Source organism: Methyloversatilis sp. S146-33 (assembly GCF_059552495.1).
In genome coordinates this window covers 69,500-91,309 of sequence record NZ_JCANOT010000031.1, presented here as the reverse complement: position 1 = coordinate 91,309, position 21,810 = coordinate 69,500, and the positions used below count along the sequence as shown (strand labels likewise).

Sequence of the window (21,810 nt, the reverse complement as noted above, 5' to 3'; positions counted from 1 at the left end):
ATGCTCGACGAACAAACCCGATACCGCCTGCTGAAATTGCTGGAAGCGAAGCCCGAACTGTCGCAACGACAGCTCGCGCAGGCGCTGGGTATGAGCGTCGGCAAGGTCAATTTCTGCCTCAACGCGCTGATCGAGCGTGGCTTGGTCAAGGCGCGCAACTTCCGCAACAGCCGCAACAAGCTCGCCTACATGTATTTCCTGACGCCCGCCGGCTTCGAGGAGAAGGCGCGGGTGTCGCTGCGCTATCTGAAGCAGAAACTGCAGGAGTACGAAACGCTGCGATCCGAAATCGAGGAACTGCAGGTCGAGGCGCGCCGCATGAACGTCTCGGCGGTCGATACGTTGAAGGAGGGCGGACAGCGATGAGCGCTTCAAAGCCCCGCATCCCGGTTGCGCGTAAGGTATTCGCCGTGCTCGATTCCGATCAACGCCGCGCGGCCGGAGGTCTTTTCCTGCTGATGCTTGTCGGTATGGCGTTCGAGACGCTGGGTATAGGGCTAGTCATGCCGGCGATGGCGGTAATCATGCAGGACGATCTGGCAAGCTACAGTCCTGCGCTTGCCGCCTTGCTCGAATTTCTGGGGCATCCGTCCAAATCGATGTTACTGCTCGGCGCAGTCCTTGCGTTGGCAGCAATCTACTTCCTGAAAAATCTGTTCCTGGCCTTCCTGGCATGGAAGCAGGCCGCTTTCGCTTTTACAGTTCAGGCGAGGGTTGCAATAAAACTATTCTCCCGGTATCTAACCCAGCCTTATATCTTTCACCTTCAGAACAATTCTGCGCAGCTCATCCGGAATGTAACCACCGAGGCCTCGTTCTTCTGCAGCCACGCTCTGGTGCCCGGTTTGGTGCTTATTACTGAGACGATCGTCCTGGTGGGAATCTCCGGTCTGCTGTTCTATCTGGAACCGCTGGGCGCGCTGGTCGTGACCATCGTCATCGGTGTTCCATCGCTGCTGTTCCTGCGCTACTCACGTTGGCGAGTGGCCAGTTGGGGCAAAGAGCGACAATCTCACGACGGTAAGCGCTTGCAGCTGATCCAGGAAGGTTTGGCTGGCATCAAGGATGTCCATGTGCTCGGACGTTCACTCACCTTCTTGCGACAGTTCGCGGTGCATAGCGAGGTCATCGCTCGGGTTGGTGGCCTGCAGCTATTTCTGCAGCAACTGCCAAGACTCTGGCTTGAATTCGCGGGTGTGCTTGGTGTCGCGGTCCTTGTTGCGGCGCTTGTCCTGCAAGGCAAGACACCGGCACAGATCGCTGCCGCAGTGGGGCTTTTCGCGAGCGCGGCGTTTCGCATGATGCCGTCCGTCAATCGAATACTGACCTCGTTGAACGGTTTGCGTTATGGGCGTGTGGTGCTGGAGCTCATTTACTCGGAGCTTGCGAAGACGAACCTCTCCGAATGCAGTGTGACCGCAACGGATGAGCCCCTGCTTTTTACCCGATCATTCAGACTGCGAGACCTTGCCTACCGCTATCCGGGCGCCGCTGTGCAGGCGCTTTCCTCGATAAGTCTGGAGGTAAAGGCCGGCGAGATGTTTGGAATCGTCGGGAGCAGTGGTTCGGGCAAGAGCACGCTGGTCGATTTGCTTCTCGGGCTACTTGAACCTACCAGCGGGCAGTTGGAAGCAGATGGGCGGAACATTCATTCCGATATTCAGGGTTGGCGCAGACAGATCGGATATGTCTCGCAGTCGATTTATTTGACGGACGATTCCCTTCGTCGCAATGTTGCCTTCGGGGTCCCGGAGGAAGAAATCGACGACGCTGCTGTTGTCAGGGCGATCAAATTCGCACAACTGGATGCTCTTGTTTCGTCGCTGCCGGAAGGGCTGGAGACCTTTGTCGGTGAGCGCGGCGTGCGACTCTCCGGCGGGCAGAGACAACGCATCGGAATTGCACGTGCCTTGTACCGGGATCCGCCTTTACTCCTGCTCGACGAGGCCACCAGTGCGCTCGACGTCGGGACAGAGGCAGAGGTCATGAAGGCCATCACGGCACTGCAGGGCCAGAAGACCATCGTGATCGTCGCACATCGACTCAGCACCGTGGAGCAATGCGATCGGCTGTGTCACCTCGAGCATGGCCGCGTGGTGCAGATAGGCGCTCCGGCAGAAGTGCTCGCTAAACTTGTCAGGACGGCTGATGAAGCTGTCCCCACTCTGGATTGATTACATGCTGACCAACGCGTCCATCCTAATTACCGGGGGTACCGGCTCTTTCGGCAACACCTTTGTGCCGATGACCTTGGCTCGTTACAACCCTCGAAGGATCATCATCTTCTCTCGGGATGAGATGAAACAGTGGGAGATGGCCAAGAAGTACCAGGGTGATTCGCGCGTGCGTTTCTTTATCGGTGATGTACGAGACAAGGATCGACTGTACCGGGCACTCGACGGAGTGGATCACGTTGTACATGCCGCTGCTACCAAGATCGTTCCTACCGCCGAATACAACCCCTTTGAGTGTGTCAAGACGAACGTGATCGGGGCGATGAATCTGATCGACGCGTGCATTGACCACGGTGTTAAGCGCGTTGTCGCTCTATCGACCGACAAGGCCAGCAGTCCTGTCAATCTGTATGGCGCAACCAAGCTCGCTTCTGACAAGCTTTTCGTGGCAGGCAATTCATATGCAGGGGGTCATGACACGCGATTTGCCGTCGTGCGCTACGGAAACGTAATGGGCTCGCGCGGTTCAGTGATCCCGTTCTTCATGTCGATTCGGAATAGCGGGGTGTTGCCAGTGACGGACGAACGCATGACGCGTTTCATGATCTCGCTTGAGGAGGGGGTCGAGCTGGTGTGGCACTCCTTTTCTGACATGGAAGGTGGCGAGATCTACGTCAAGAAGATTCCTTCGATGAAGGTCGTCGATCTGGCGGCGGCAATTGCGCCGCAAGCGCGCATCGAGATTGTCGGGATTCGCCCTGGCGAGAAGCTGCACGAACAGATGATCAGCGCGGAGGATGCTTACTACACCTACGAATACGCTCACCATTTCAAGATACTGCCTGCAATCAACAACTGGTCAACCAGTGCGGAACGCATCAAGGACGGGCGCCGGGTGCCCGAAGGCTTTGTGTACGCCAGCGACAACAATCAAGAATGGATGAGCACTGAGCAGTTGCAAGCCTGGATGGACGCTAACCGCGACAAGATCGGAAGCATCTGAGCATGATTCCCTATGGCCGACAGGAGATCACGCCTGCTGATGTATCGGCGGTGGTCGAGGTGCTGCAGTCTGACTATTTGACTCAGGGGCCGGTGGTACCGCTCTTCGAGGCGGCCGTGGCAAGACATGTGGGGGCACCGCATGCGGTCGCAGTTAACAGCGCGACTTCGGCTTTGCACATTGCCTGCCTGGCGCTGGGTTTGGGGCCGGGTGATCGCCTGTGGACCTCGCCCGTGACCTTCGTTGCCTCCGCCAATTGTGGCCGCTATTGCGGTGCGGATGTGGAGTTCGTCGACATTGATCCTCACACCTACAACCTCTGTCCGGTGGCTCTTGAACGCAAGCTTGAACTCGCAGCTTGCGAGGGACGTTTACCCAAGGTGGTGGTCGCGGTGCACCTGGGCGGGCAGTCCTGCGATATGGTGGCGATCCATGCGCTTGGCCAACGCTACGGATTTCGCATCATCGAGGATGCATCGCATGCCATTGGTGGAAAGTATCGCGGGGAGTTCATCGGCAACTGCCGATACAGCGATATCGCGGTATTCAGCTTCCACCCGGTGAAGATCATCACCACAGCCGAAGGAGGCATGGCGCTGACGCGGGATCCGGCATTGGCTGCGAGCATGGCGCGACTACGCTCCCATGGCATCACTCGCGATCCCGCTGAGATGACTCATGCGCCAGACGGTCCGTGGTACTACCAGCAGCTCGAGCTCGGTCTGAACTATCGCATGACCGAACTGCAGGCTGCGCTGGGCCTAAGTCAGCTGCAGCGGCTGGACGCGTATGTGGCGGAACGTCATGCGCTCGCTCATCGCTACAATCGTTTGCTGTCCTCGCTGCCGCTGACAACCCCCTGGCAGCACTCGGATAGCTACTCCGGGCTGCATCTCTATGTCATCCGGCTCAGGCTCGATGAAATCAAGCGCAGCCATCGGGATGTCTTTGAAGCTTTGCGCGCACGTGGCATCGGCGTGAATTTACATTACATCCCGGTACATCTGCAGCCCTACTACCGGCAGCTTGGCTGCCGTCCGGGTGATTGTCCGGAAGCGGAGCGGTACTACGGGGAAGCGATCAGCCTGCCCATGTTCCACACATTGGGCGAGGACCGCCAGGATGTCGTGGTGCAGGCGCTGACCGAGGTGCTGTCATCGTGAGGCTTGCCGTCATCCCCGCGCGCGGTGGCAGCAAGCGGATTCCGCGCAAGAACATACGTCTGTTCGGCGGTAAACCCATGATCGCCTGGTCGATCGAAACCGCGATCCTCAGCAAGTGTTTCGATCACGTAGTGGTATCCACGGACGACGAGGAAATTGCTGACGTGGCCCGCGAGTGGGGCGCCTCAGTCCCCTTCTCCAGACCTGCCGAACTGTCTGATGACCACACCGGAATCATGCCAGTGGTGCGGCATGCAATCGATTGGCACACCGAACAGGGGCTCGGTCCCGATCACGTGTGCTGCATCTATCCAACGGCTCCTCTGCTGGAGCCTGCCGTCTTGATTGACGCATACGAGCGACTGGTACAGAGCGGCAGCGCATTCTGCTTCGGTGCCGCCAGCTACGGCCATCCGATTCAGCGGGCACTGCGGATGGATGCGGGCGGGCACGTTTCCATGTTCTCGACTGAGCACTCGCTGACCCGATCCCAGGATCTGGAGCCCGCTTTTCACGACGCAGGACAATTCTGTTGGGGAACGACGGCCGCCTTCATCGATGGGCGCTCGCCATTCCTTCAGAAGTCTGTCGCCGTGGTTCTCCCGCGACATCGCGTGGTCGATATCGATACGCCGGAGGACTGGCAGCTTGCTGAGGTGCTGCACATGGCCCTGGCTCTGAAAGCAGAGAAGTGAACGTCTTTTTCCGAACGGATGCGTCGGACCATATCGGTTCGGGGCATCTGATGCGATGCCTTGTACTTGCCGACGCCATTGCCGGCCAGGGCGGCAAATGCCATTTCCTTGTCCGGCATCAGAACGCCGTTTGCAGACGTCTCCTCGATGGCCGCTCGTACCCCGTGTTTTCCCTTGATCTGCCCGAGGACTGCGATCCGTCCGAAGACGTCCGGAGATGCATCGGATACGCCCGCAGCGTTGCAACGCCGGTGGACTGGTGGGTCGTGGATCACTATGGTCTCGACGCTCAATGGGAGCGCGCGGCTCGATCCTTGAGTTCATCCATACTGGTGATCGACGATCTGGCGGATCGAACCCACGATTGCGATGTTCTGGTTGATCCGGGTCTGGGTCGGCAGGCGAGCGACTATGCCCTGTGGATGTCCGGTCCGACCGACCTGCTGCTGGGCTCGCGTTACGCGATGCTCAAGCCGGCGTATGCACTGAATCACGGGCTTGCTCCCCTGTGGTCCGAAGTGCGCAGGGCACATGTCTTTTTTGGCGGAGGTTCAGCGGCGGAGTGGATGCCGGAGTGCGTCGACATCATGATGGACGTTGAGCCTGACCTCGATGTGTCTGCAGTGGGAATATGCAGCAAGCATGCCATGGGCCGGCTGATGGAACGCCACGGGAGCCGCCTGAAGTGGGTTCGTCAGGTTGATGACATGGCGCGTCACTATGCGACCTGCAGCGTCGCCCTGGGCTCGCCTGGCACGGCGACCTGGGAGCGGGCCTGCATCGGATTGCCGTCCGCTTTGCTGGCTACCGCGCCGAATCAGATTCCAATTCTTGAGGGACTCGATCGGCTTGGGCTGTGTCGTTTCCTCGGCCCCGCCTGGGAATTGAAGGCGCCGGCGCTCAGGACCCGGATCCGCGATTTCCTGCACGATGATGCCGCGCGCGCGGCCATGCGAAATTTCGGGCTTTCCGCCGTAGACGGCGGAGGGGTCGAGCGACTGTTGCGGCGGCTGCAGGGCAGCGGGAGGGGCGATGTCTGAATCCAGCACGCGCGGCGCATTCGAGGTGCTCGTCGCCTATGAGAAGAGTCACGACAGGAAGACCGTCGAATGGCTCAATTCTGCAGACATCCAGGCGAGCTTTGGTCTGCGGCGTGCAGTGACTGAAGCATCCCACCGGTCCTGGGTCGACACCAACAGCGATACGCTGATCTGGGCGATCGTCGATCCAGCCGGTCGACACGTCGGCAATGTCTTGCTTAAGGTTACGCAGCGGCATCGGTCAGGCTATTTCCAGATCTACATCGGCGAACCGATTGCGCGGGGCCAGGGGCTGGGTGACAGAGCGCTGTCGGCGACCTTGACCAAGTCATTCGCCGAACTCGGCCTGCACCGAGTCTGGCTTCATACCTTGCCTGACAACGTTGCAGCCGCAGCGCTTTACCGCAAGCACGGCTTCGTGTTCGAAGGTACCGAGCGGGATGCGCTGCTTTCGGAGGGCACCTTCATCAGCCAGCATCGCTGGTCCATCCTCGAACACGAGTGGACGATTCGCCGTGGCAAGGAGGGGGCACAGTGAAGTGCGCAATCATGCAGCCGACCTACATGCCGTGGGCTGGCTACCTCAATCTGATGGCACAGGTGGACTGCTTCGTGTATCTCGACGATGCGCAGTTCGAGAGGTCGTCCTGGCATCACCGCAACCGGATTCTGGCCAACGGTGCGCCAGGCTGGCTGACTGTTCCCGTACTCAGGGGCCACCTTGGCGCCAGCATTAACGAAGTGCGTGTTGATGACGCTGCGCCGTGGCGTCGCAAGCACCGGACGCTTCTGGCCAACACCTATGCCCGGGAGGAATATGTACGAGAGATGCTTGAGGCGGTTGAGCCCTTGTCGAACACGTCTTTGGTTCATCTGGCCGACCTGAACATCGCCGTGCTGGAGGTGCTGCGGGACAAGCTGGACATCGCCACGCCGACCGTGCGCAGCAGCGTGCTCGGAACAGGTGGCTCACGCACGAGACGCCTGATCGACATCCTCGCGCAACTGGGCGCGACCGAATACGTCACGCCGCCAGGTGCTCTTGAGTACCTTCAGGAAGACCGGTTTCCTGAGCTATCCCCGGCGCGGCTGTGGGTGCACGATTTTCAGCCCGCTGCCTACGCGCAACGAAGCACCGCAGCCTTTGTGAGTCATCTGTCGATACTGGATGTGGTGGCGCATCTCGGCTGGGAAGGCACCAAACGCTACATCCGACCATCAGAGGAAACCGCGAAGATTTTCCAGGAGAACTCATGACAAACGACGCTCGCTATCGGCTGGAACAACATCCTGACTTCGGCTTCTTTCAGGTGAAGCCGACGCCCTCGCAGGAGGAAATCACGCGCTTCTACGCTGAGGAGTTCTACAGCACGAAGTACAAGGCCTTCAACAATTCCGCCCTGGAGGTGCAGGAGGCTGATCGCGAGTTTCATGATGCCCACCGTGAAGACATTGCGCGCCGGATCGAATCGCTGCTGCAGCGCCCGCTGGCGGGGGTCAGCATTCTGGATATCGGGTGCGGCTGGGGTCAGACCATGCGCTATCTGGCATCCCGTGGAGCCATCTGCTCAGGTTTCGATCCCGCGCCCGAGGCCGTGGCCTACGTTCAGTCCTGCGGGCTTGAGGGTGTTCAGGCTGGCATGGAACGCATGGACGTATTTACCGGCCGACGTTTCGACGTGGTGATGCTCATGAATGTTCTGGAGCATCTGTCGGATCCGGTGACCGTCATCCAGGAGATCCAGCGAAATGTGCTAAAGGACGGCGGGCTCCTGATCGTGGAGGTGCCCAACGAATTCAATGCGTTTCAGGTAGCGGGTCAGGAACTGCATGGTCTGTCGCAGTGGTGGGTGGCGCCGCCGGCCCACCTGAACTATTTCAGCGCATCCACGCTGAAGCGATTGCTGGACGCGTCGGGTTTCACCGTCTCGCACCTTGAGTCCAGTTTCCCGCTCGAGATGTTTCTTCTGATGGGCGACAAGTATGTGGGCGATCGGGAACTCGGGCGGCAATGCCATGAGCGGCGCATGGCGTTCGAGTTGAATCTGCGCCGGCTCGGTAGAACCGATGTTCTGGAAACCTTTTACCAGGCGCTTGCCAGCGTCGATCTTGGCCGACAGGTCATTGCCTACGCGTCAAATGACGGAGGTCGGGCATGAAGTTCATCAACATCGGCGGCGCGACGGCTGTTCTTGAGCACCGCGGGAAGCGGATGCTGTTCGATCCATGGCTGGACGACGGGATATTTCACGGGTCGTGGTTTCACTGGCCTCCGGCAGCAGCCGAGATTAAGGACCTGGGCAGGTTCGACTACGTATATATCTCGCACATCCATGAGGACCATTGCTCGGCAGGAACGATCCAGCATATCAACCGGGATGCCGAAATCATCATCATGGATCGCCAACCCAATTTCGTCGCTCAGTTCCTGAGAGCGAACGATTTCAATTTCGACAAGGTGCACCTGGTTCCCCCGAGAAAGGGGGTGCAGCTGTCGGACGATCTTTTCGTGGACATGATCGAAGCGGATCCGGCCAATGAGATGGCCTATCTGGTGGACTCGTCCATCGTGATCTGCTGGGACGGCCACGTCATCTTCAATGCCAACGACTGCCAGCCTCATGCCGCTGGAGTGGCCTATCTCAAGGAGCGCTATCCCCGGATCGATCTCGCGCTGCTGCCGTATTCGGGCGGCTCCGGCTATCCCAGCTGTTACGTGAACCTCACCGACGAGCAGAAGCAGGCCGAGAAGGACCGGATTCTGAAGCAACGGACCGCGGGCTTCGTGGAGAACACGCGGCAGATCGATCCCCGTTACGTGTTGCCGTTTGCCGACCAGTACGTCGTGGGTGGATCACGTTCGCATCTGAACCGCTACGTCTCTCATGGTTCCTGCCCGGGCGTGGTTGCATCGCAGGTGGAGCAGGCGGGTCTCGGTGATCGTCTGCTTCTGCTCAATTCGGGTCAGTCCTTCGACCTCGAGTCCGCCGCGAAACACCCGCCAGAACCCTACCGGATGTTCTCCGAGGAGGACCGGGACCGGTACATTGCGGATCACCTCGCGGATAAGCTCTATGACCATGAGCGTGTGGCTTTCGCACGTTCGGTGCCCGTCGAGCGGCTGATGCAGCATGCCCGGCAGCGGCTATGGGAGGTCCAGACCCGCCGGCAGACATTTCCCCTGTGGCGCCTGGTGCTTGACTGCACCGACAGCCGGCGCCGCTTCGTGATCGATCTGCAGGCCGAGGGTTTACAGGAAACGGATTTCGAGGCGACGGTACCTGAGCCCTTCCTGCGCATGTCGGGTTCGGACACGCTGATGATCATGCTGCTCATAGGCCATGTCTCCTGGAACATTGCAGATGCGGCCCTGTTCCTCGATTACGAGCGAAGGCCCAACACCTACGATCCGTCGATCTATGTGCTGCTGAACTTCCTGAGGCTTTGATATCGTGACCACTACCGCATTCGAACTAAGTGGGCGTCGCATCGGGCGCGATGCGACGCCCTTCGTGATCGCCGAAATGTCCGGCAATCACAACCAGTCGCTCGACCGCGCGCTGGCCATCGTCGATGCCGCGGCAAAATCGGGTGCGCACGCGCTGAAGATCCAGACCTATACACCGGACACCATGACGCTGGATCTGGAGGAGCGCGAGTTCTACGTTTCCGATCCGAGCAACCTGTGGACGGGTAAGTCGCTCTACAAACTCTATGCTGAAGCCCATACGCCGTGGGACTGGCACGCACCGATTTTTGAACGCGCGCGTGCGCTCGGCATGATCCCGTTCAGCACGCCGTTCGACGATACAGCGGTCGATTTTCTTGAGTCGCTGGACGTGCCCTGCTACAAGATCGCGTCATTCGAGAACACCGATCTGCCGTTGGTCCGCCGTGTGGCGGCAACCGGCAAGCCGCTCATCATTTCCACCGGCATGGCCACGCTGGCCGAGCTGGACGAGACCGTGCGCGCCGCACGCGAAGCCGGCTGCCGTCATCTGGTGCTGCTCAAGTGCACCAGCACCTACCCGGCCACGCCAGCCAATACCCATATCCGCACCATTCCGCACCTGCGCGAAATGTTCGGCTGCGAGGTGGGGCTGTCCGACCACACCATGGGTGTGGGCGTGTCGGTGGCCAGCGTCGCGCTGGGTGCCACCGTGATCGAAAAGCATTTCACGCTGGATCGCAGCGAAGGCGGAGTGGACGCCACCTTCTCGATGGAGCCGCATGAAATGGCGCAACTGGTGGTGGAGAGCGAGCGCGCCTGGCAGGCGCTGGGAGAGGTGCGCTACGGACCGACTGAGGCCGAGCGCAAGTCGGTTCAGTACAGACGTTCGCTCTATGTCATTGCAGATATGGCTCCGGGTGACGTCCTGAGCCCTGACAATGTGCGGGCGATCCGGCCCGGGCTGGGGCTGGCCCCCGGATTCATGGATGTCGTTATGGGGCTCTCCGTCGCACGAGCGGTTGCGCGCGGCACACCCCTGTCGTGGGATGTGCTCAAATGAGGATCTGGCGTTTCTGGCCTTGATCGATACGAGAATCCCTCGTTCTCATGTGATCAGTGAGGTTCTTTCCAGCCGCCGTCTGTCGGTCGTTTGGCACGTAGCGGAGGGGGGCGTCGTAGCCTCTCGCGCTCTTCGGTTTGACGAGTTCCGGCTTACTTATCCAGATCGGGTCTGACGTCCGTCTGCGTGCGCGGAGGGGCTGTCAAACGTTATTGACCGAGGCATTCTTGCCTGTTGCGCCTATCAATTAGGCTTTTCGCTCACAGGTTGGTTAGCCTACGCGTGCGCCGCGTCGAGTGCCACCCGCACTGTCGTATTGTTTTCTGGTGATTTTTGATGACCAACGTCAATTCAATCGGCATGACAGATGATGAATTGGAGGCGGCCTGTGTTCGCAGCCCTTTCGAAATCCGTCACGGCTACAGTTGGACTGCTGAGGTTTACAGTTTTGGTAAGTGTTACAGGAATGCGGCTCGGTATCCGAAAATATTTCCGTTATATGTTTATTCTGATCACGGGGTGGCTCTTCATTCCAACCTATTTCCTCATGAGTTAAATAATGAGTGCAACGTTCATCTCACCTGGCATCCTGATAAAGTAAAAAGAAATCAAAATGTAACCAAGAGGCTGGTGTACATCGAGCACCCGTGGATATCCTATCGTCGTATGAAAGGGTACTGCCGGGCGGAGAAAACCTTGGGGACAATAGTTTTCTTTACGCATGCTGCCCCGGGTGTAAAGTTAGAAGGTGGGGATGGCGATGACTATTTTGATCAATTGCGCTCGTTGCCCCAGAAGTTTCATCCGATCGTTCTTTGCCTGCATATGCATGACATCAACTCCGGGTTTTACAAGAGGTTGCGTCGGCACGGCTTTCCGATTGTGACAGCAGGTAATACCAGTGCTGATGGTTTTGTTGATAATTTTTATGGTCTTATTTCTAAATTTTCTTATGCGTCTTCTCAAGAGTGGGGGTCACAGGTTGCCTATTGCGTCGAGTTTGGGTTGCCGTATTTTCTTCTTGGACCCGTGCCAAGGTTGATAAATGTTAGCCATGCCGAGATGCCGATCGGTGAGGTTGGGCGATATCAGGATGACTATCACCGACTGGCCATGGAAGAGGCTCGTAGACTTTTCTCTTATCCTGATGTTGAGCTGTCTGATGAAAAGAAAAAATTTATCTCAAATGTTCTTGGGATGAATTCGAAGACTACACCGATAGATTTGAGAAGAATTGTCTGGTCTGAGTTTTTAAAAAATTGGAGGAAGTGGTATTTGGTGCCGCAGGCGTTGCTCCTGTGTGCGATTCGTGTGATTTTTTTATCTCGATTCGAGAAGATTCAGAAATGGCGCATGCGCAGCAGTTGAAGTTTGTCTCGTTGGTACAGGAGCATTTCTTGTCCTCCATGGGTGGAATCCGGGTGCTTGAGGTGGGCTCTCACGACGTCAATGGCTCAATCCGCAAGATATTCGAAGGCAGTGAGTATCTTGGCGTCGATCTGTTCGAAGGCCCGGGTGTCGATGTGGTGGCATCCGGACACGAGCTGGATTTTCCCGACGGGGCGTTCGACATCACGATTTCATCGGAATGCTTCGAGCACAACCCGTTCTGGGTCGACACTTTCGCCAACATGCACCGGATGACCGCTGATACGGGGATGCTGGTGATGACCTGCGCATCCCGTGGTCGGCTTGAGCACGGGACAACCCGGACGACACCTGAAAAGTCGCCTGGAAGTCAGAAGGTGGGCTGGGACTACTACAAGAATCTCGACGAGCGTGATTTCTCGAGGAATTTTGATCTTTCGGCCCTGTTCACCCGATGGATGTTCTTTTACATCCCGGTCAGTCAGGATCTCTACTTTGTTGGCTGGAAGGGGACACCGCCGTCGCCGGATGCGCTCCGAAATTTCGCTGAGCGGGTCGATGCGATACGGGAGATGTCCAATTCTTCCGGCCCCGTCATGCATTTTCTCGCGGCCCTTGAGCGCAGCCTGCTGTTTCCACTGACCTTTTTCGGCGATCGGGTGTTCCAGAACTTCATGGTGCCGTATTCCAGCTTGCGCAGGCGGATGTACCGCCTCGTCCGCAGACGCTAAGTTCCCGTTTATTCACCCCTCTCCGTTTTTGCCGGAAAATAAGCCCGGATGAATACATGTTATTGCGTCGAAAGGCGGGGGTGGCAACCGGTCTTCAGCACACGGCTGAGCTCATGACTTCTTATCTCTTATCGGTCTGCATTCCCGCATATAACCCTCCTGCGGCACTATTTTCTTTGCTCGACGCGCTGCTTGCCAGCTCCCACAGGAATTTCGAGGTGGTCATTACCGACGACTGCTCAAGTGGCGACGCCTCATGGACGCGACTGTGCGCGATCGCGAATCGCGACGGGCGTCTACGCGTATCGCGCAATCCAGCCAATCTTGGCATGGATAGAAACTTCGCGCACGTGGCATCCCATGCCAAAGGGAAGTATCTCTGGTTCTCGGGTCAGGATGACCTGATTTCCACCGAAGGGCTTGAGCGTGTGCTCGATTTTCTCGCCGCGCAACCCGATATCGACTTCATCCTGATGAACCACGCCAAGCGGGTGGCCGGGCGTTTTGGCGAACACCTGGTAGAGGCGGCCCGGTTGGACCAGCATGTTTTCGGCGTCGGTCTGCAGAGCTATGTGACGCATACGCGGCATCATCTTCCGACCTTCCTGCCGACCTTTCTGATCCGTACTGAACTGTGGCGCAGCGTCGATGTGTCGCGCTATTTCGGTACCTGTTACTGCCAGGTCGGCGTTTTCCTGGAAGCGGCTCGCGACATCCGCTGGTGCCACTTCGCAGGCAACCATGTGATCGGCCTGCTGCCGCAGGATGGCTGGCAGGCGAATCCGTCCGCCTATGTGAAGATCGCGTTCGGCCATTTCGCGATGCTGGTTCGTGCAGCGGCGCGTGCGCCATGGGTCACGCAGGACATGCTGCGCGCCTTTTCCCGTTTGCAGAAACGCCGTCTGGTCTATTCGTTCATGCTGCTGCGTCATCACCGTCTGCAGATCGATCCCGCTCTGGTGAACGAGGTCACCGAGGCGGTGCGGCCGTTCGACGAGATCGCCCGGCCGGCGTCCGTGGTGAGGCGGGCTCCGAGGTTGTCCAGTTCGCTGATGCTCGGCCTGATTGAATCGCGCCGGGCGCTGCGTGCGCTGCTGAAGGCCCGTCGAGGCTCATGACCGTGACTCCGAATTCAGGCGCCCGGGCGCCGGTCGCCCTCTTCGTGTACAACCGGCCGGACCATACGCGGCAGACGCTGGCTGCGCTGAGGGCCAACACGCTGGCGAACGAGACGCCGCTCTACATCTTTGCTGACGCGCCGCGGGACGAAGCTGCCCGCGCTGCCCATGAAGAGGTGCTGGAATGCGTGCGCGACGTGCAGGGTTTCGCATCGGTCACCCTGATCCAGCGCGAACGGAATCTCGGCCTGGCACGCTCCATCATCGACGGCGCCGGCATGCTGTGCGCACGGCATGGCCGGGTGATCGTGCTGGAGGATGACCTGATCACCTCGCCGCACTTCCTGCGCTACATGAACGACGCGCTGGACCATCATGCGCACGATGAGTCGGTGGGCTGCGTGTCCGCCTACATGTATCCGGTGAAGGTGCCGGCCGGCATGGCGGATACCCTGTTGCTGACGTTCCCGATGAGCTGGGGCTGGGCGACCTGGGCACGCGCCTGGCAACTGTTCGAGCCGGACGGCCGCAAGCTCGTGCAGGCGCTTGAAGAGCGCGCCTTGACCGCGACCTTCGATCGGATCGGTCCGGGCAATTTCATGCGCATGCTGAACGACCAGATCGCGGGCCGGAACAATTCGTGGTTCATTCGCTGGCATGCTTCGCTCTTTCTGGCAGGCAAGCTGTCGCTGGCGCCGGTGCGTTCGACCATCCACAACATCGGGCTGGATGGCACCGGCGTGCACTGTTCGTCCTGGCGTTTCGACCCTTACCGTGTAGAGCCTTCGCCGGTGCCCCTGACCGTGGGCGACGTGCCCCATGGGCCGATACCGGAATTCGATCGTGCGCTGCGCGCCTTCTTCATCAAAAGTAAAATACTGCGTTACGTCAATGCACTGGATCGGTTGCTGTCCCGCACCCTGATTCGCGTGGGCATCAGAACCGGGGAATCGAATGGGAAGCGCTGAGCCGATCAATTACCACTACGAAAAGCTGTACGGACAGGGCGAGAACGCTGCGGACATCGTACTGGCGATGGTGCCGCAGAACGCGCGCGTGCTCGAACTGGGCGCCGGGCCGGGCTCGATCACCCGCCGCCTGAAAGCCGAGCGGGCGAGCCGGGTTACCGCGCTGGAACTGGAAAGTTCCTTCCTGCCCCATCTCGCGCCCCTCTGCGAGCGGGTGATACAGGCGAACCTGAACGAAACGGGCTGGGTCGGCGAGATCGGTGGCGAGCGTTTCGACGCGCTGGTTGCCGCCGACGTGCTGGAACACCTGAATCGACCGCAGGATCTGCTGCGCGCCTGCGAGGCGCTGCTGACGCCTGAAGGCTGCCTGGTGATTTCGCTGCCCCACATCGGTCACGCCGTCATCCACGCCTGCCTGATGGACGAGGATTTCGAGTATCGCGACGCCGGTCTGCTGGACAGCACCCACATCCGCTTCTTCGGACTGAAGAACATGCAGGCGCTGGTCGAGGGTGCCGGATTCAAGGTCGTCGATGCCGGCTTCGTCAGCCGCGCGCCGGAAGACACCGAGTACGCCGACCGCTGGCGCAGGGCGCCGGATGATCTCAAGGCGGCGGTGCTGCGCAATCCGCATGCCACGGTCTATCAGTGCGTGCTGCGTGCGGTGCGTACATCGGCGCCTGGCGAGGCGCTCGATCTGCTGGCGCTGGCAGGACACGCGCCGACGGTGACGCCGCTGATGCGGGTGAACCGCGTGCTCAAGCGCATGCTGCCGATGGGTCTGTATCGCCTCTGCCGTCGCGCCTACGGTACCGTTTCGAGGACATGATTTCGGTCTGCATGGCCACCTGCAACGGCGAGCCCTATCTGCAGGCACAGCTGGATTCGGTGCTGGCGCAGCTCGATGCCGGTGACGAACTGGTGATCGCCGATGACGGTTCGATCGACGGCACGTGCGCTCTGATCGAACAGTACGGCGATCCGCGCATCCGCCTGCTGCGCGGCGAGCACAGGCTCGGCGTGGTGGCCAACTTCGAACGTGCCCTGCGCGCCGCGCGAGGCGAGTATTTGTTTCTGTGCGACCAGGACGATGTCTGGCTGCCGAACAAGCGTGCGCTGCTGATCGAGGCTCTGGCCTCGGCAGATCTGGTCGTGTCCGACTGCCGGGTGACCGACCCCTCGCTGGCGGTGACGGCGCCTTCCTTCTTCGCCCAGCGACGATCCGGACCCGGCCTGTTGCGCAATCTGTGGCGCAACAGCTTTCTCGGCTGCTGCATGGCCTTCCGTCGTTCGCTGCTTGCCCGGGCTCTGCCTTTTCCGCCGGGGCTGCCGATGCACGACACCTGGCTCGGCCTTGTTGCCAGCGCGACCGGGCGCGTCCGTTTCGTCGATACGCCCACCCTGCTGTACCGTCGCCACGCAGCCAGCGCGTCGCCGACCGGCGGGCGCAGTCATTACGGGCCGATCGCACGGATTGCGCACCGTGTCCGCTTCGCTGCGGCGCTGTGCGCGCGGCTGATTTCGCTCAAGACATCGCGGCAGACCGGGCAGGCATGATGCCGCCCACCGCCTGCTTCGCATTCTGAATCCCCGAATGAAGATTTCCATCATCACCGTCTGCTACAACTCGGTCGCCACGCTGGGCGATACCCTCGCGTCGGTGGCGGCCCAGGACCATCCCGATGTGGAGCACATCGTGATCGACGGCGGGTCGACCGACGGCACCCAGGCGCTGGTCGAGCGCGCGGGGACACACGTGAAGGTGTTCGTGTCGGAGCCGGACAAGGGCATCTATGACGCGATGAACAAGGGCATCCGGCGGGCGACCGGCGATATCGTCGGCTTCATCAATGCGGACGACTTCTATCCCTCGCCCGACGTACTGTCCTCGGTGGCCCGCGTGTTCGAGGACCCTGGCGTCGACGTGTGCTACGGCGACCTGTGCTACGTGCGGCAGGACGACACCTCGCGCATCGTGCGCTACTGGCAGTCCAGCGATTTCCGGCCCGGCCTGTTCCTGCGCGGCTGGTGCCCGCCGCACCCGACCTTCTTCGCGCGCCGCGAGGTGTATGCGCGGCACGGGCTGTTCGACCTTCGCTACCGCATCGCAGCGGACGTGGAAATCATGTCGCGCTTTCTCGAAGTGGCGCGCGTCCGGGCCCGCTATCTGCCCAAGCTGCTGGTCAAGATGCGCATGGGCGGCACCACCAACCGCAGCCTTGGCAACATCTGGCGGCAGAACCGCGAAATCGCCGACGCGCTGAAATCGCAGGGCCTGCCGTTCTCGCTGCCCCGTTTCGCACTGTCCAAGGTGTTGTCGCGCGGTCGCCAGTTCGTGGCGCGTCCGGACTGATGGCGAGCTTCGCGGGTGGCCCGGTGGTCGTGACCGGTGCCAGCGGTTTCGTCGGCGGCGCCGTGGTCCGTCGACTGCGCGCGGACGGCACTGCGGTGCGCGCGGTCGTGCGCACGCCGGGCAAGGGCGGGCCGGACGTCGTGTGCGGCCCGGCGCTGGGGCCGGAGGCGGACTGGACGCCGGTGCTCGCCGGCGCCGTGACCGTCGTGCATGCGGCGGCGCACGTGCACATCGAGCCGGCAGGGGGCGACGCCGCCCAGACCGATTTCCACCGTATCAATGTTGACGGCACAAGGCGCCTCGCCGAACAGGCCGCTGCGGCCGGCGTGCGGCGCTTCCTGTTCATCAGCTCGATCGGCGTGAATGGTCAGCGCGCCGACCGTCCGTTCACCGAGGACGACAGGCCGGCGCCGCAGGGGCCGTATGCACAATCCAAGCTCGCGGCCGAACGGGCGCTGAGTGAGGTCGGTGCGGGCACCGGCATGGAGTGGGTCGTGATCCGTCCGCCGCTGGTCTATGGCCCGCACGCGCCCGGCAACTTCGCGCGTCTGGTGCGCTGGATGGCGCGTGGCGTGCCGCTGCCGCTGGGGGCGGTGCATAACCGGCGCACGCTGGTGGCCATCGACAATCTGGTCGATCTCATCGTGACCTGCCTGCACAGCGAGGCGGCAGCCGGCCAGCTTTTTCTGGCCGGCGATGGCGAAAGCCTGTCTACGCCGGAACTGCTGCGCATCGTCGCGCAGGCCCGGGGCCGGCACGCCCGCCTGCTGCCGGTGCCGGTCGCACTGCTGCGGCTCGCGGCGGACCTGATCGGCCGTTCTGCCGACGCCGAGCGGCTGTGCGGCAGTCTGGAAGTCGATATCGGCAAGGCGCGACGGCTGCTCGGCTGGGTACCGCCAGTGACTGCGCGCGACGCCCTTTACCGCGCCGCAATGGAGTCCGCCTGATGGATGTCGCCCTCTCTTCATTGCAGGCTCTGATGGTGTCGGCGGCCGGGGCGGCGGGCCTGCTCTGGCTGCTGCTGCGCAACGGCTGGGCCTGGCGCCTGGCCACCGACGAACCCAATCACCGTTCGCTGCATACGCGCGTGACGCCTCGGGTGGGCGGCTGGGGCATCATGGCCGGCAGCGCGCTTGCGCTGACGGTCAGCGGCGTGGCGCCGCCGTGGGCGCTGCCCGCCGCCGTGCTCGTGCTGGTGTCCTTTGCCGACGACCGCCACGGCCTGTCCACCGGCCTGCGCTTCGGCATCCATCTCTTGGCCGCGGCTGCGCTGGTGGCGCTGGCCGGTCTGCCGTGGCTGCTCGCGCTGCCGGTGGCGGTGCTCACGGTGTGGATGACCAATCTGTACAACTTCATGGATGGCTCGGACGGGCTGGCCGGCGGCATGGCGCTGTCCGGCTTCGGCGCCTGCGCGCTGGCGGCCGCGACCGCCGGAGAGGCCGAACTTGCCGTGCCGGCCGCTGCACTGGCCGGCGGTGCCGCCGGCTTCCTAGTGTTCAATCTGCACCCGGCAAGGGTGTTCATGGGCGACGCCGGCTCCATCCCGCTCGGCTTCCTGGCCGCGGCGCTGGGGCTGGAGGGCGTGTTGCGCGGTACGTGGCCGGCCTGGTTCGTGCCGGTCGTGTTCGCACCCTTCATCGCGGACGCCAGCGTCACGCTGGCGCGTCGCATGCTGCGTGGCGAACGCTTCTGGCAGGCCCATCGCGAACATTTCTACCAGCGGCTGGTACGCTCGGGGTTTGGCCATGCGCGTACCGCGTGGTTCGCCTACGCGCTGATGGCGGCATGCGCGATCTGCGCACTGCTGGCCCGTGCGCAGGCCGGCGTCTGGACGCCTGCCCTGCTGGCGACACCAGTGGCGCTGCTGCTGGCGGCCGGCGTCTGGATCGATCGCCGCTGGCGCGCCTGGAACGACACTCAGGACACTCGATGAACCGCAACATCCGTTCGCTGCTGGTGTATGCATTCGACCTGCTGGCGATGGTGATCGCCTGGGTCGGCGGCTATCTGCTGCGCTTCAACTTCGTCTGGCCGCACCAGTACACCGAACTCATCGTCAGCGGCGGCATCATCCTGCTGCCGCTGCACGCCATCATCTGTCGCTGGGCCGGCCTGTATCTGGGCATGTGGGTATTCGCCAGCCTGCCCGACCTGCGACGCGTGCTGAAGGCCGTCGGGGCGTCGACGCTGATGCTGGGGCTGATGATGCTGCTGTACCGGCCGGGACCGCTGCTCATCCCGCGCTCGCTGCTGGTGCTCTATCCGCTGCTGCTGCTCATCGTGATGGGCGGTGGGCGGGTGGCCTACCGGATGTGGAAGGAACACCGCCTGTACGGCGGGCTGATCGCTCAGGGCAGGCCGGTCGTCGTCGTCGGTGCCGGTCGCGGTGGTTCGATACTGGTGAAGGAACTCGAACGCAGTCCCGACTGGCGGGTGGTCGGTCTGGTCGATGACGATCCGCTCAAGTGGGGGCGCGAACTGGCCGGACATACGGTCCATGGGCCGGTGTCCAGCCTGCCGGAGGTGCTGCAGGCGGAAAAGGCGCGACACGTCATCCTGGCGATGCCGTCAGCGGCGCGCGCCAGCATCCGTGCCGCCACCGACCTGGCGGCCGCGGCGGGCGCCGAGGTGTTCACCGTGCCGGGCATCGAGGATGTCATGTCCGGCAAGGTGTCTATCGAGGCGCTGCGCAAGGTCGAGATCGAGGATCTGCTCGGTCGCGAAGCGGTGCAGCTGGACAACGACGGTCTGCAGCACCTGATCGCCGGGCGCACCGTGCTGGTCAGCGGTGCGGGCGGCTCGATCGGCAGCGAACTGTGCGTGCAGATCGCCCGGCTGAAGCCGGCGACGCTGGTGCTGTTCGAATCTTCGGAATTCGCGCTCTACCGCATCGAGCAGAAGCTGCAGGCGCTGTATCCGGGGCTCACGCTGCGCTGCCTGGTCGGCGACGTGAAGGATGCGCCGCGGATGCGCGCCGTGCTGCAGCAGGCCCAGCCGCAGGTGGTGTTCCATGCGGCGGCCTACAAGCACGTACCGCTGATGGAGAGCGACAACGCCGCCGAGGCGCTGCGCAACAACACGCTGGGTACGCTGGTGATCGCGCGTGCGGCCGTGGCGGCGGGCGTCGAGCGTTTCGTCATGGTGTCCACCGACAAGGCGGTGAATCCGACCAACGTGATGGGAGCGAGCAAGCGGCTGGCCGAAATGGTGTGCCAGGCGATGCAGGGGGCGGGCGGCACGCGTTTCGTCTGCGTGCGTTTCGGTAACGTGCTCGGCTCCTCCGGCAGCGTGATTCCGCTGTTCCAGGAGCAGATCGCCCGCGGCGGTCCGGTCACCGTCACCCATCCGGACATCATCCGCTACTTCATGTCCATCCCCGAGGCGGCACAGCTGGTGCTGCAGGCGGCGCTGATGGGCGAGGGCGGCGAAATATTCGTCCTCGACATGGGCGAGCCGGTGCGCATCGCCGATCTGGCGCGCGACATGATCCGGCTGTCCGGGGCGTCCGAAGCGGACATCAAGATCGAATTCACCGGACTGCGGCCCGGTGAAAAGCTGTACGAGGAACTGCTGGCCAGCGACGAAACCACGCGGCCGACGCACCACCCCAAGGTGCGCATCGCGCGCGCGCGTTCGGTCGATGACGAGCTCTGGCTGGCGCGGCTTGAGCGCTGGCTCACCGCCGGGCTGCCGGCCGATCCGCCGGTCCTGCGCGGTGAACTGACGCAGTGGGTGCCCGAATATGCGCCGCAGAACGACGGCCCGGCGCCGTTGCCGTCCGCACCCACGTCGGGCGAACGCGTGAGCGGCGCATGAGCACCTGGGCGATTGGCGATCTGCAGGGCTGTTTCGACCCGCTCGAAACCCTGCTCGAGCGCTGCGGCTTCGATCGCCGTCGTGATCGGCTGTGGTTTGTCGGCGATCTGGTCAATCGTGGTCCGAAGTCGCTGGAAACCCTGCGTTTCGTGCGCGATCTCGGCGACGCTGCGGTGACCGTGCTCGGCAACCACGACCTGTCGCTGCTGATGATCGCCGCCGGTCACGGCAAGCAGCACCGGCTGGACACCTTCCACCACGTACTCGATGCGCCTGACCGCGACGAGTTGCTGGCCTGGTTGCGCGAGCGGCCGATGATGCACATCGAAGGCGGGTTCGCGATGGTGCATGCGGGCCTGCTGCCGCAGTGGGACGTGGTGCAGGCGATGCTGCTGGCGCGCGAGGTCGAGGACGCGCTGCGCGGGCCGCAGCACGACGAGTTCATGCACCGCATGTGGGGCAGCGAGCCGGCCGCCTGGAGCGACACGCTGACCGGCTGGGACCGCCTGCGCGTCATCGTCAATGCGCTCACGCGGATGCGCTTCTGCACGCCGGCCGGTCACATGGAGTTCTTCAGCAAGGGCTCGCCGGACGAGCCGCCGCCGGGACACCTGCCGTGGTTCGACGTCGAGGCTGCGCGCTGGCGTACGCACACCGTGGTGTGCGGCCACTGGTCGGCGCTGGGCTATCGCCGCGCTGCCAATCTGATCGCGCTGGACTCGGGTTGCCTGTGGGGGGGCGAGCTTACCGCGGTGCGGCTTGAGGACCATGCCGTGGTGCAGGTGCCTTGCGAGCGCTGCGCCCGCTTCTGATCTGCGCAGTCCGCCGTGCCGGCATCCCGGTTCAAGCCGGTTGCAGCGCTTAGAATGC

The 21,810-nt window shown here is 61.9% G+C and carries 22 protein-coding genes; all 22 read left to right on the top strand.

Annotated features, from left to right (window positions below):
* Complete coding sequence (locus tag AC51BJ_RS12890) at positions 1–366, top strand: MarR family EPS-associated transcriptional regulator (protein ID WP_496280480.1); 366 nt, start codon at positions 1–3, stop codon at positions 364–366.
* On the top strand, positions 363–2,174 hold the full coding sequence (locus tag AC51BJ_RS12885) for an ABC transporter ATP-binding protein (protein WP_496280479.1): 1,812 nt from the start codon (positions 363–365) through the stop codon (positions 2,172–2,174). Before AC51BJ_RS12890 ends, AC51BJ_RS12885 begins: the two co-directional genes overlap by 4 nt.
* On the top strand, positions 2,149–3,177 hold the full coding sequence (gene pseB / locus AC51BJ_RS12880; protein ID WP_496280478.1) for a UDP-N-acetylglucosamine 4,6-dehydratase (inverting): 1,029 nt from the start codon (positions 2,149–2,151) through the stop codon (positions 3,175–3,177). Before AC51BJ_RS12885 ends, pseB begins: the two co-directional genes overlap by 26 nt.
* Positions 3,178–3,179: 2 nt before the next feature.
* Complete coding sequence (pseC, locus tag AC51BJ_RS12875; protein WP_496280477.1) at positions 3,180–4,340, top strand: UDP-4-amino-4,6-dideoxy-N-acetyl-beta-L-altrosamine transaminase; 1,161 nt, start codon at positions 3,180–3,182, stop codon at positions 4,338–4,340.
* Entirely contained in the window at positions 4,337–5,035 is a 699-nt protein-coding gene (pseF, locus tag AC51BJ_RS12870; RefSeq protein ID WP_496280476.1) for a pseudaminic acid cytidylyltransferase, read from the top strand. The genes pseC and pseF overlap by 4 nt, the downstream gene beginning before the upstream one ends.
* Positions 5,032–6,075 (top strand): UDP-2,4-diacetamido-2,4,6-trideoxy-beta-L-altropyranose hydrolase, encoded by a 1,044-nt coding sequence (gene pseG / locus AC51BJ_RS12865; RefSeq protein ID WP_496280475.1) that lies wholly within the window; start codon positions 5,032–5,034, stop codon positions 6,073–6,075. The genes pseF and pseG overlap by 4 nt, the downstream gene beginning before the upstream one ends.
* Complete coding sequence (locus AC51BJ_RS12860) at positions 6,068–6,613, top strand: GNAT family N-acetyltransferase (RefSeq protein WP_496280474.1); 546 nt, start codon at positions 6,068–6,070, stop codon at positions 6,611–6,613. The genes pseG and AC51BJ_RS12860 overlap by 8 nt, the downstream gene beginning before the upstream one ends.
* An 11-nt stretch (positions 6,614–6,624) precedes the next feature.
* Positions 6,625–7,332 (top strand): WbqC family protein, encoded by a 708-nt coding sequence (locus AC51BJ_RS12855; protein WP_496280473.1) that lies wholly within the window; start codon positions 6,625–6,627, stop codon positions 7,330–7,332.
* A complete protein-coding gene (locus tag AC51BJ_RS12850) occupies positions 7,329–8,234 on the top strand; it encodes a class I SAM-dependent methyltransferase (protein WP_496280472.1) in 906 nt (301 codons plus the stop codon). Before AC51BJ_RS12855 ends, AC51BJ_RS12850 begins: the two co-directional genes overlap by 4 nt.
* Entirely contained in the window at positions 8,231–9,523 is a 1,293-nt protein-coding gene (locus tag AC51BJ_RS12845; protein ID WP_496280471.1) for an MBL fold metallo-hydrolase, read from the top strand. The genes AC51BJ_RS12850 and AC51BJ_RS12845 overlap by 4 nt, the downstream gene beginning before the upstream one ends.
* A gap of 4 nt (positions 9,524–9,527) precedes the next feature.
* The gene (pseI, locus tag AC51BJ_RS12840) at positions 9,528–10,586 is read left to right on the top strand and encodes a pseudaminic acid synthase (RefSeq protein WP_496280470.1); all 1,059 of its coding nucleotides are present in this window, start codon (positions 9,528–9,530) and stop codon (positions 10,584–10,586) included.
* A gap of 336 nt (positions 10,587–10,922) precedes the next feature.
* Complete coding sequence (locus AC51BJ_RS12835; protein WP_496280469.1) at positions 10,923–11,954, top strand: hypothetical protein; 1,032 nt, start codon at positions 10,923–10,925, stop codon at positions 11,952–11,954.
* Entirely contained in the window at positions 11,933–12,685 is a 753-nt protein-coding gene (locus AC51BJ_RS12830; RefSeq protein ID WP_496280468.1) for a class I SAM-dependent methyltransferase, read from the top strand. The genes AC51BJ_RS12835 and AC51BJ_RS12830 overlap by 22 nt, the downstream gene beginning before the upstream one ends.
* 113 nt (positions 12,686–12,798) lie before the next feature.
* Positions 12,799–13,803, top strand: coding sequence for a glycosyltransferase family 2 protein (locus tag AC51BJ_RS12825; RefSeq protein WP_496280467.1), 1,005 nt, complete (start codon positions 12,799–12,801; stop codon positions 13,801–13,803).
* A 188-nt stretch (positions 13,804–13,991) separates the two neighbouring features.
* The gene (locus AC51BJ_RS12820) at positions 13,992–14,771 is read left to right on the top strand and encodes a glycosyltransferase family 2 protein (RefSeq protein WP_496280466.1); all 780 of its coding nucleotides are present in this window, start codon (positions 13,992–13,994) and stop codon (positions 14,769–14,771) included.
* Positions 14,758–15,600 (top strand): class I SAM-dependent methyltransferase, encoded by an 843-nt coding sequence (locus AC51BJ_RS12815; protein ID WP_496280465.1) that lies wholly within the window; start codon positions 14,758–14,760, stop codon positions 15,598–15,600. The genes AC51BJ_RS12820 and AC51BJ_RS12815 overlap by 14 nt, the downstream gene beginning before the upstream one ends.
* Positions 15,601–15,611: 11 nt before the next feature.
* A complete protein-coding gene (locus AC51BJ_RS12810; RefSeq protein WP_496280464.1) occupies positions 15,612–16,328 on the top strand; it encodes a glycosyltransferase family 2 protein in 717 nt (238 codons plus the stop codon).
* 37 nt (positions 16,329–16,365) lie between these two features.
* Positions 16,366–17,124 carry a glycosyltransferase family 2 protein gene (locus AC51BJ_RS12805; protein WP_496280463.1) on the top strand — a complete coding sequence of 253 codons (759 nt, stop codon included), beginning with the start codon at positions 16,366–16,368 and terminating at the stop codon, positions 17,122–17,124.
* Positions 17,124–18,071, top strand: coding sequence for an NAD-dependent epimerase/dehydratase family protein (locus AC51BJ_RS12800; protein WP_496280462.1), 948 nt, complete (start codon positions 17,124–17,126; stop codon positions 18,069–18,071). The genes AC51BJ_RS12805 and AC51BJ_RS12800 overlap by 1 nt, the downstream gene beginning before the upstream one ends.
* Positions 18,071–19,057: an MraY family glycosyltransferase gene (locus AC51BJ_RS12795; protein ID WP_496280461.1), complete on the top strand. Its 987-nt coding sequence runs from the start codon at positions 18,071–18,073 to the stop codon at positions 19,055–19,057. Before AC51BJ_RS12800 ends, AC51BJ_RS12795 begins: the two co-directional genes overlap by 1 nt.
* The gene (locus tag AC51BJ_RS12790; protein ID WP_496280460.1) at positions 19,054–20,940 is read left to right on the top strand and encodes a polysaccharide biosynthesis protein; all 1,887 of its coding nucleotides are present in this window, start codon (positions 19,054–19,056) and stop codon (positions 20,938–20,940) included. The genes AC51BJ_RS12795 and AC51BJ_RS12790 overlap by 4 nt, the downstream gene beginning before the upstream one ends.
* The gene (locus AC51BJ_RS12785) at positions 20,937–21,752 is read left to right on the top strand and encodes a symmetrical bis(5'-nucleosyl)-tetraphosphatase (protein WP_496280459.1); all 816 of its coding nucleotides are present in this window, start codon (positions 20,937–20,939) and stop codon (positions 21,750–21,752) included. Before AC51BJ_RS12790 ends, AC51BJ_RS12785 begins: the two co-directional genes overlap by 4 nt.
* The last annotated feature ends 58 nt before the right edge of the window (positions 21,753–21,810 follow it).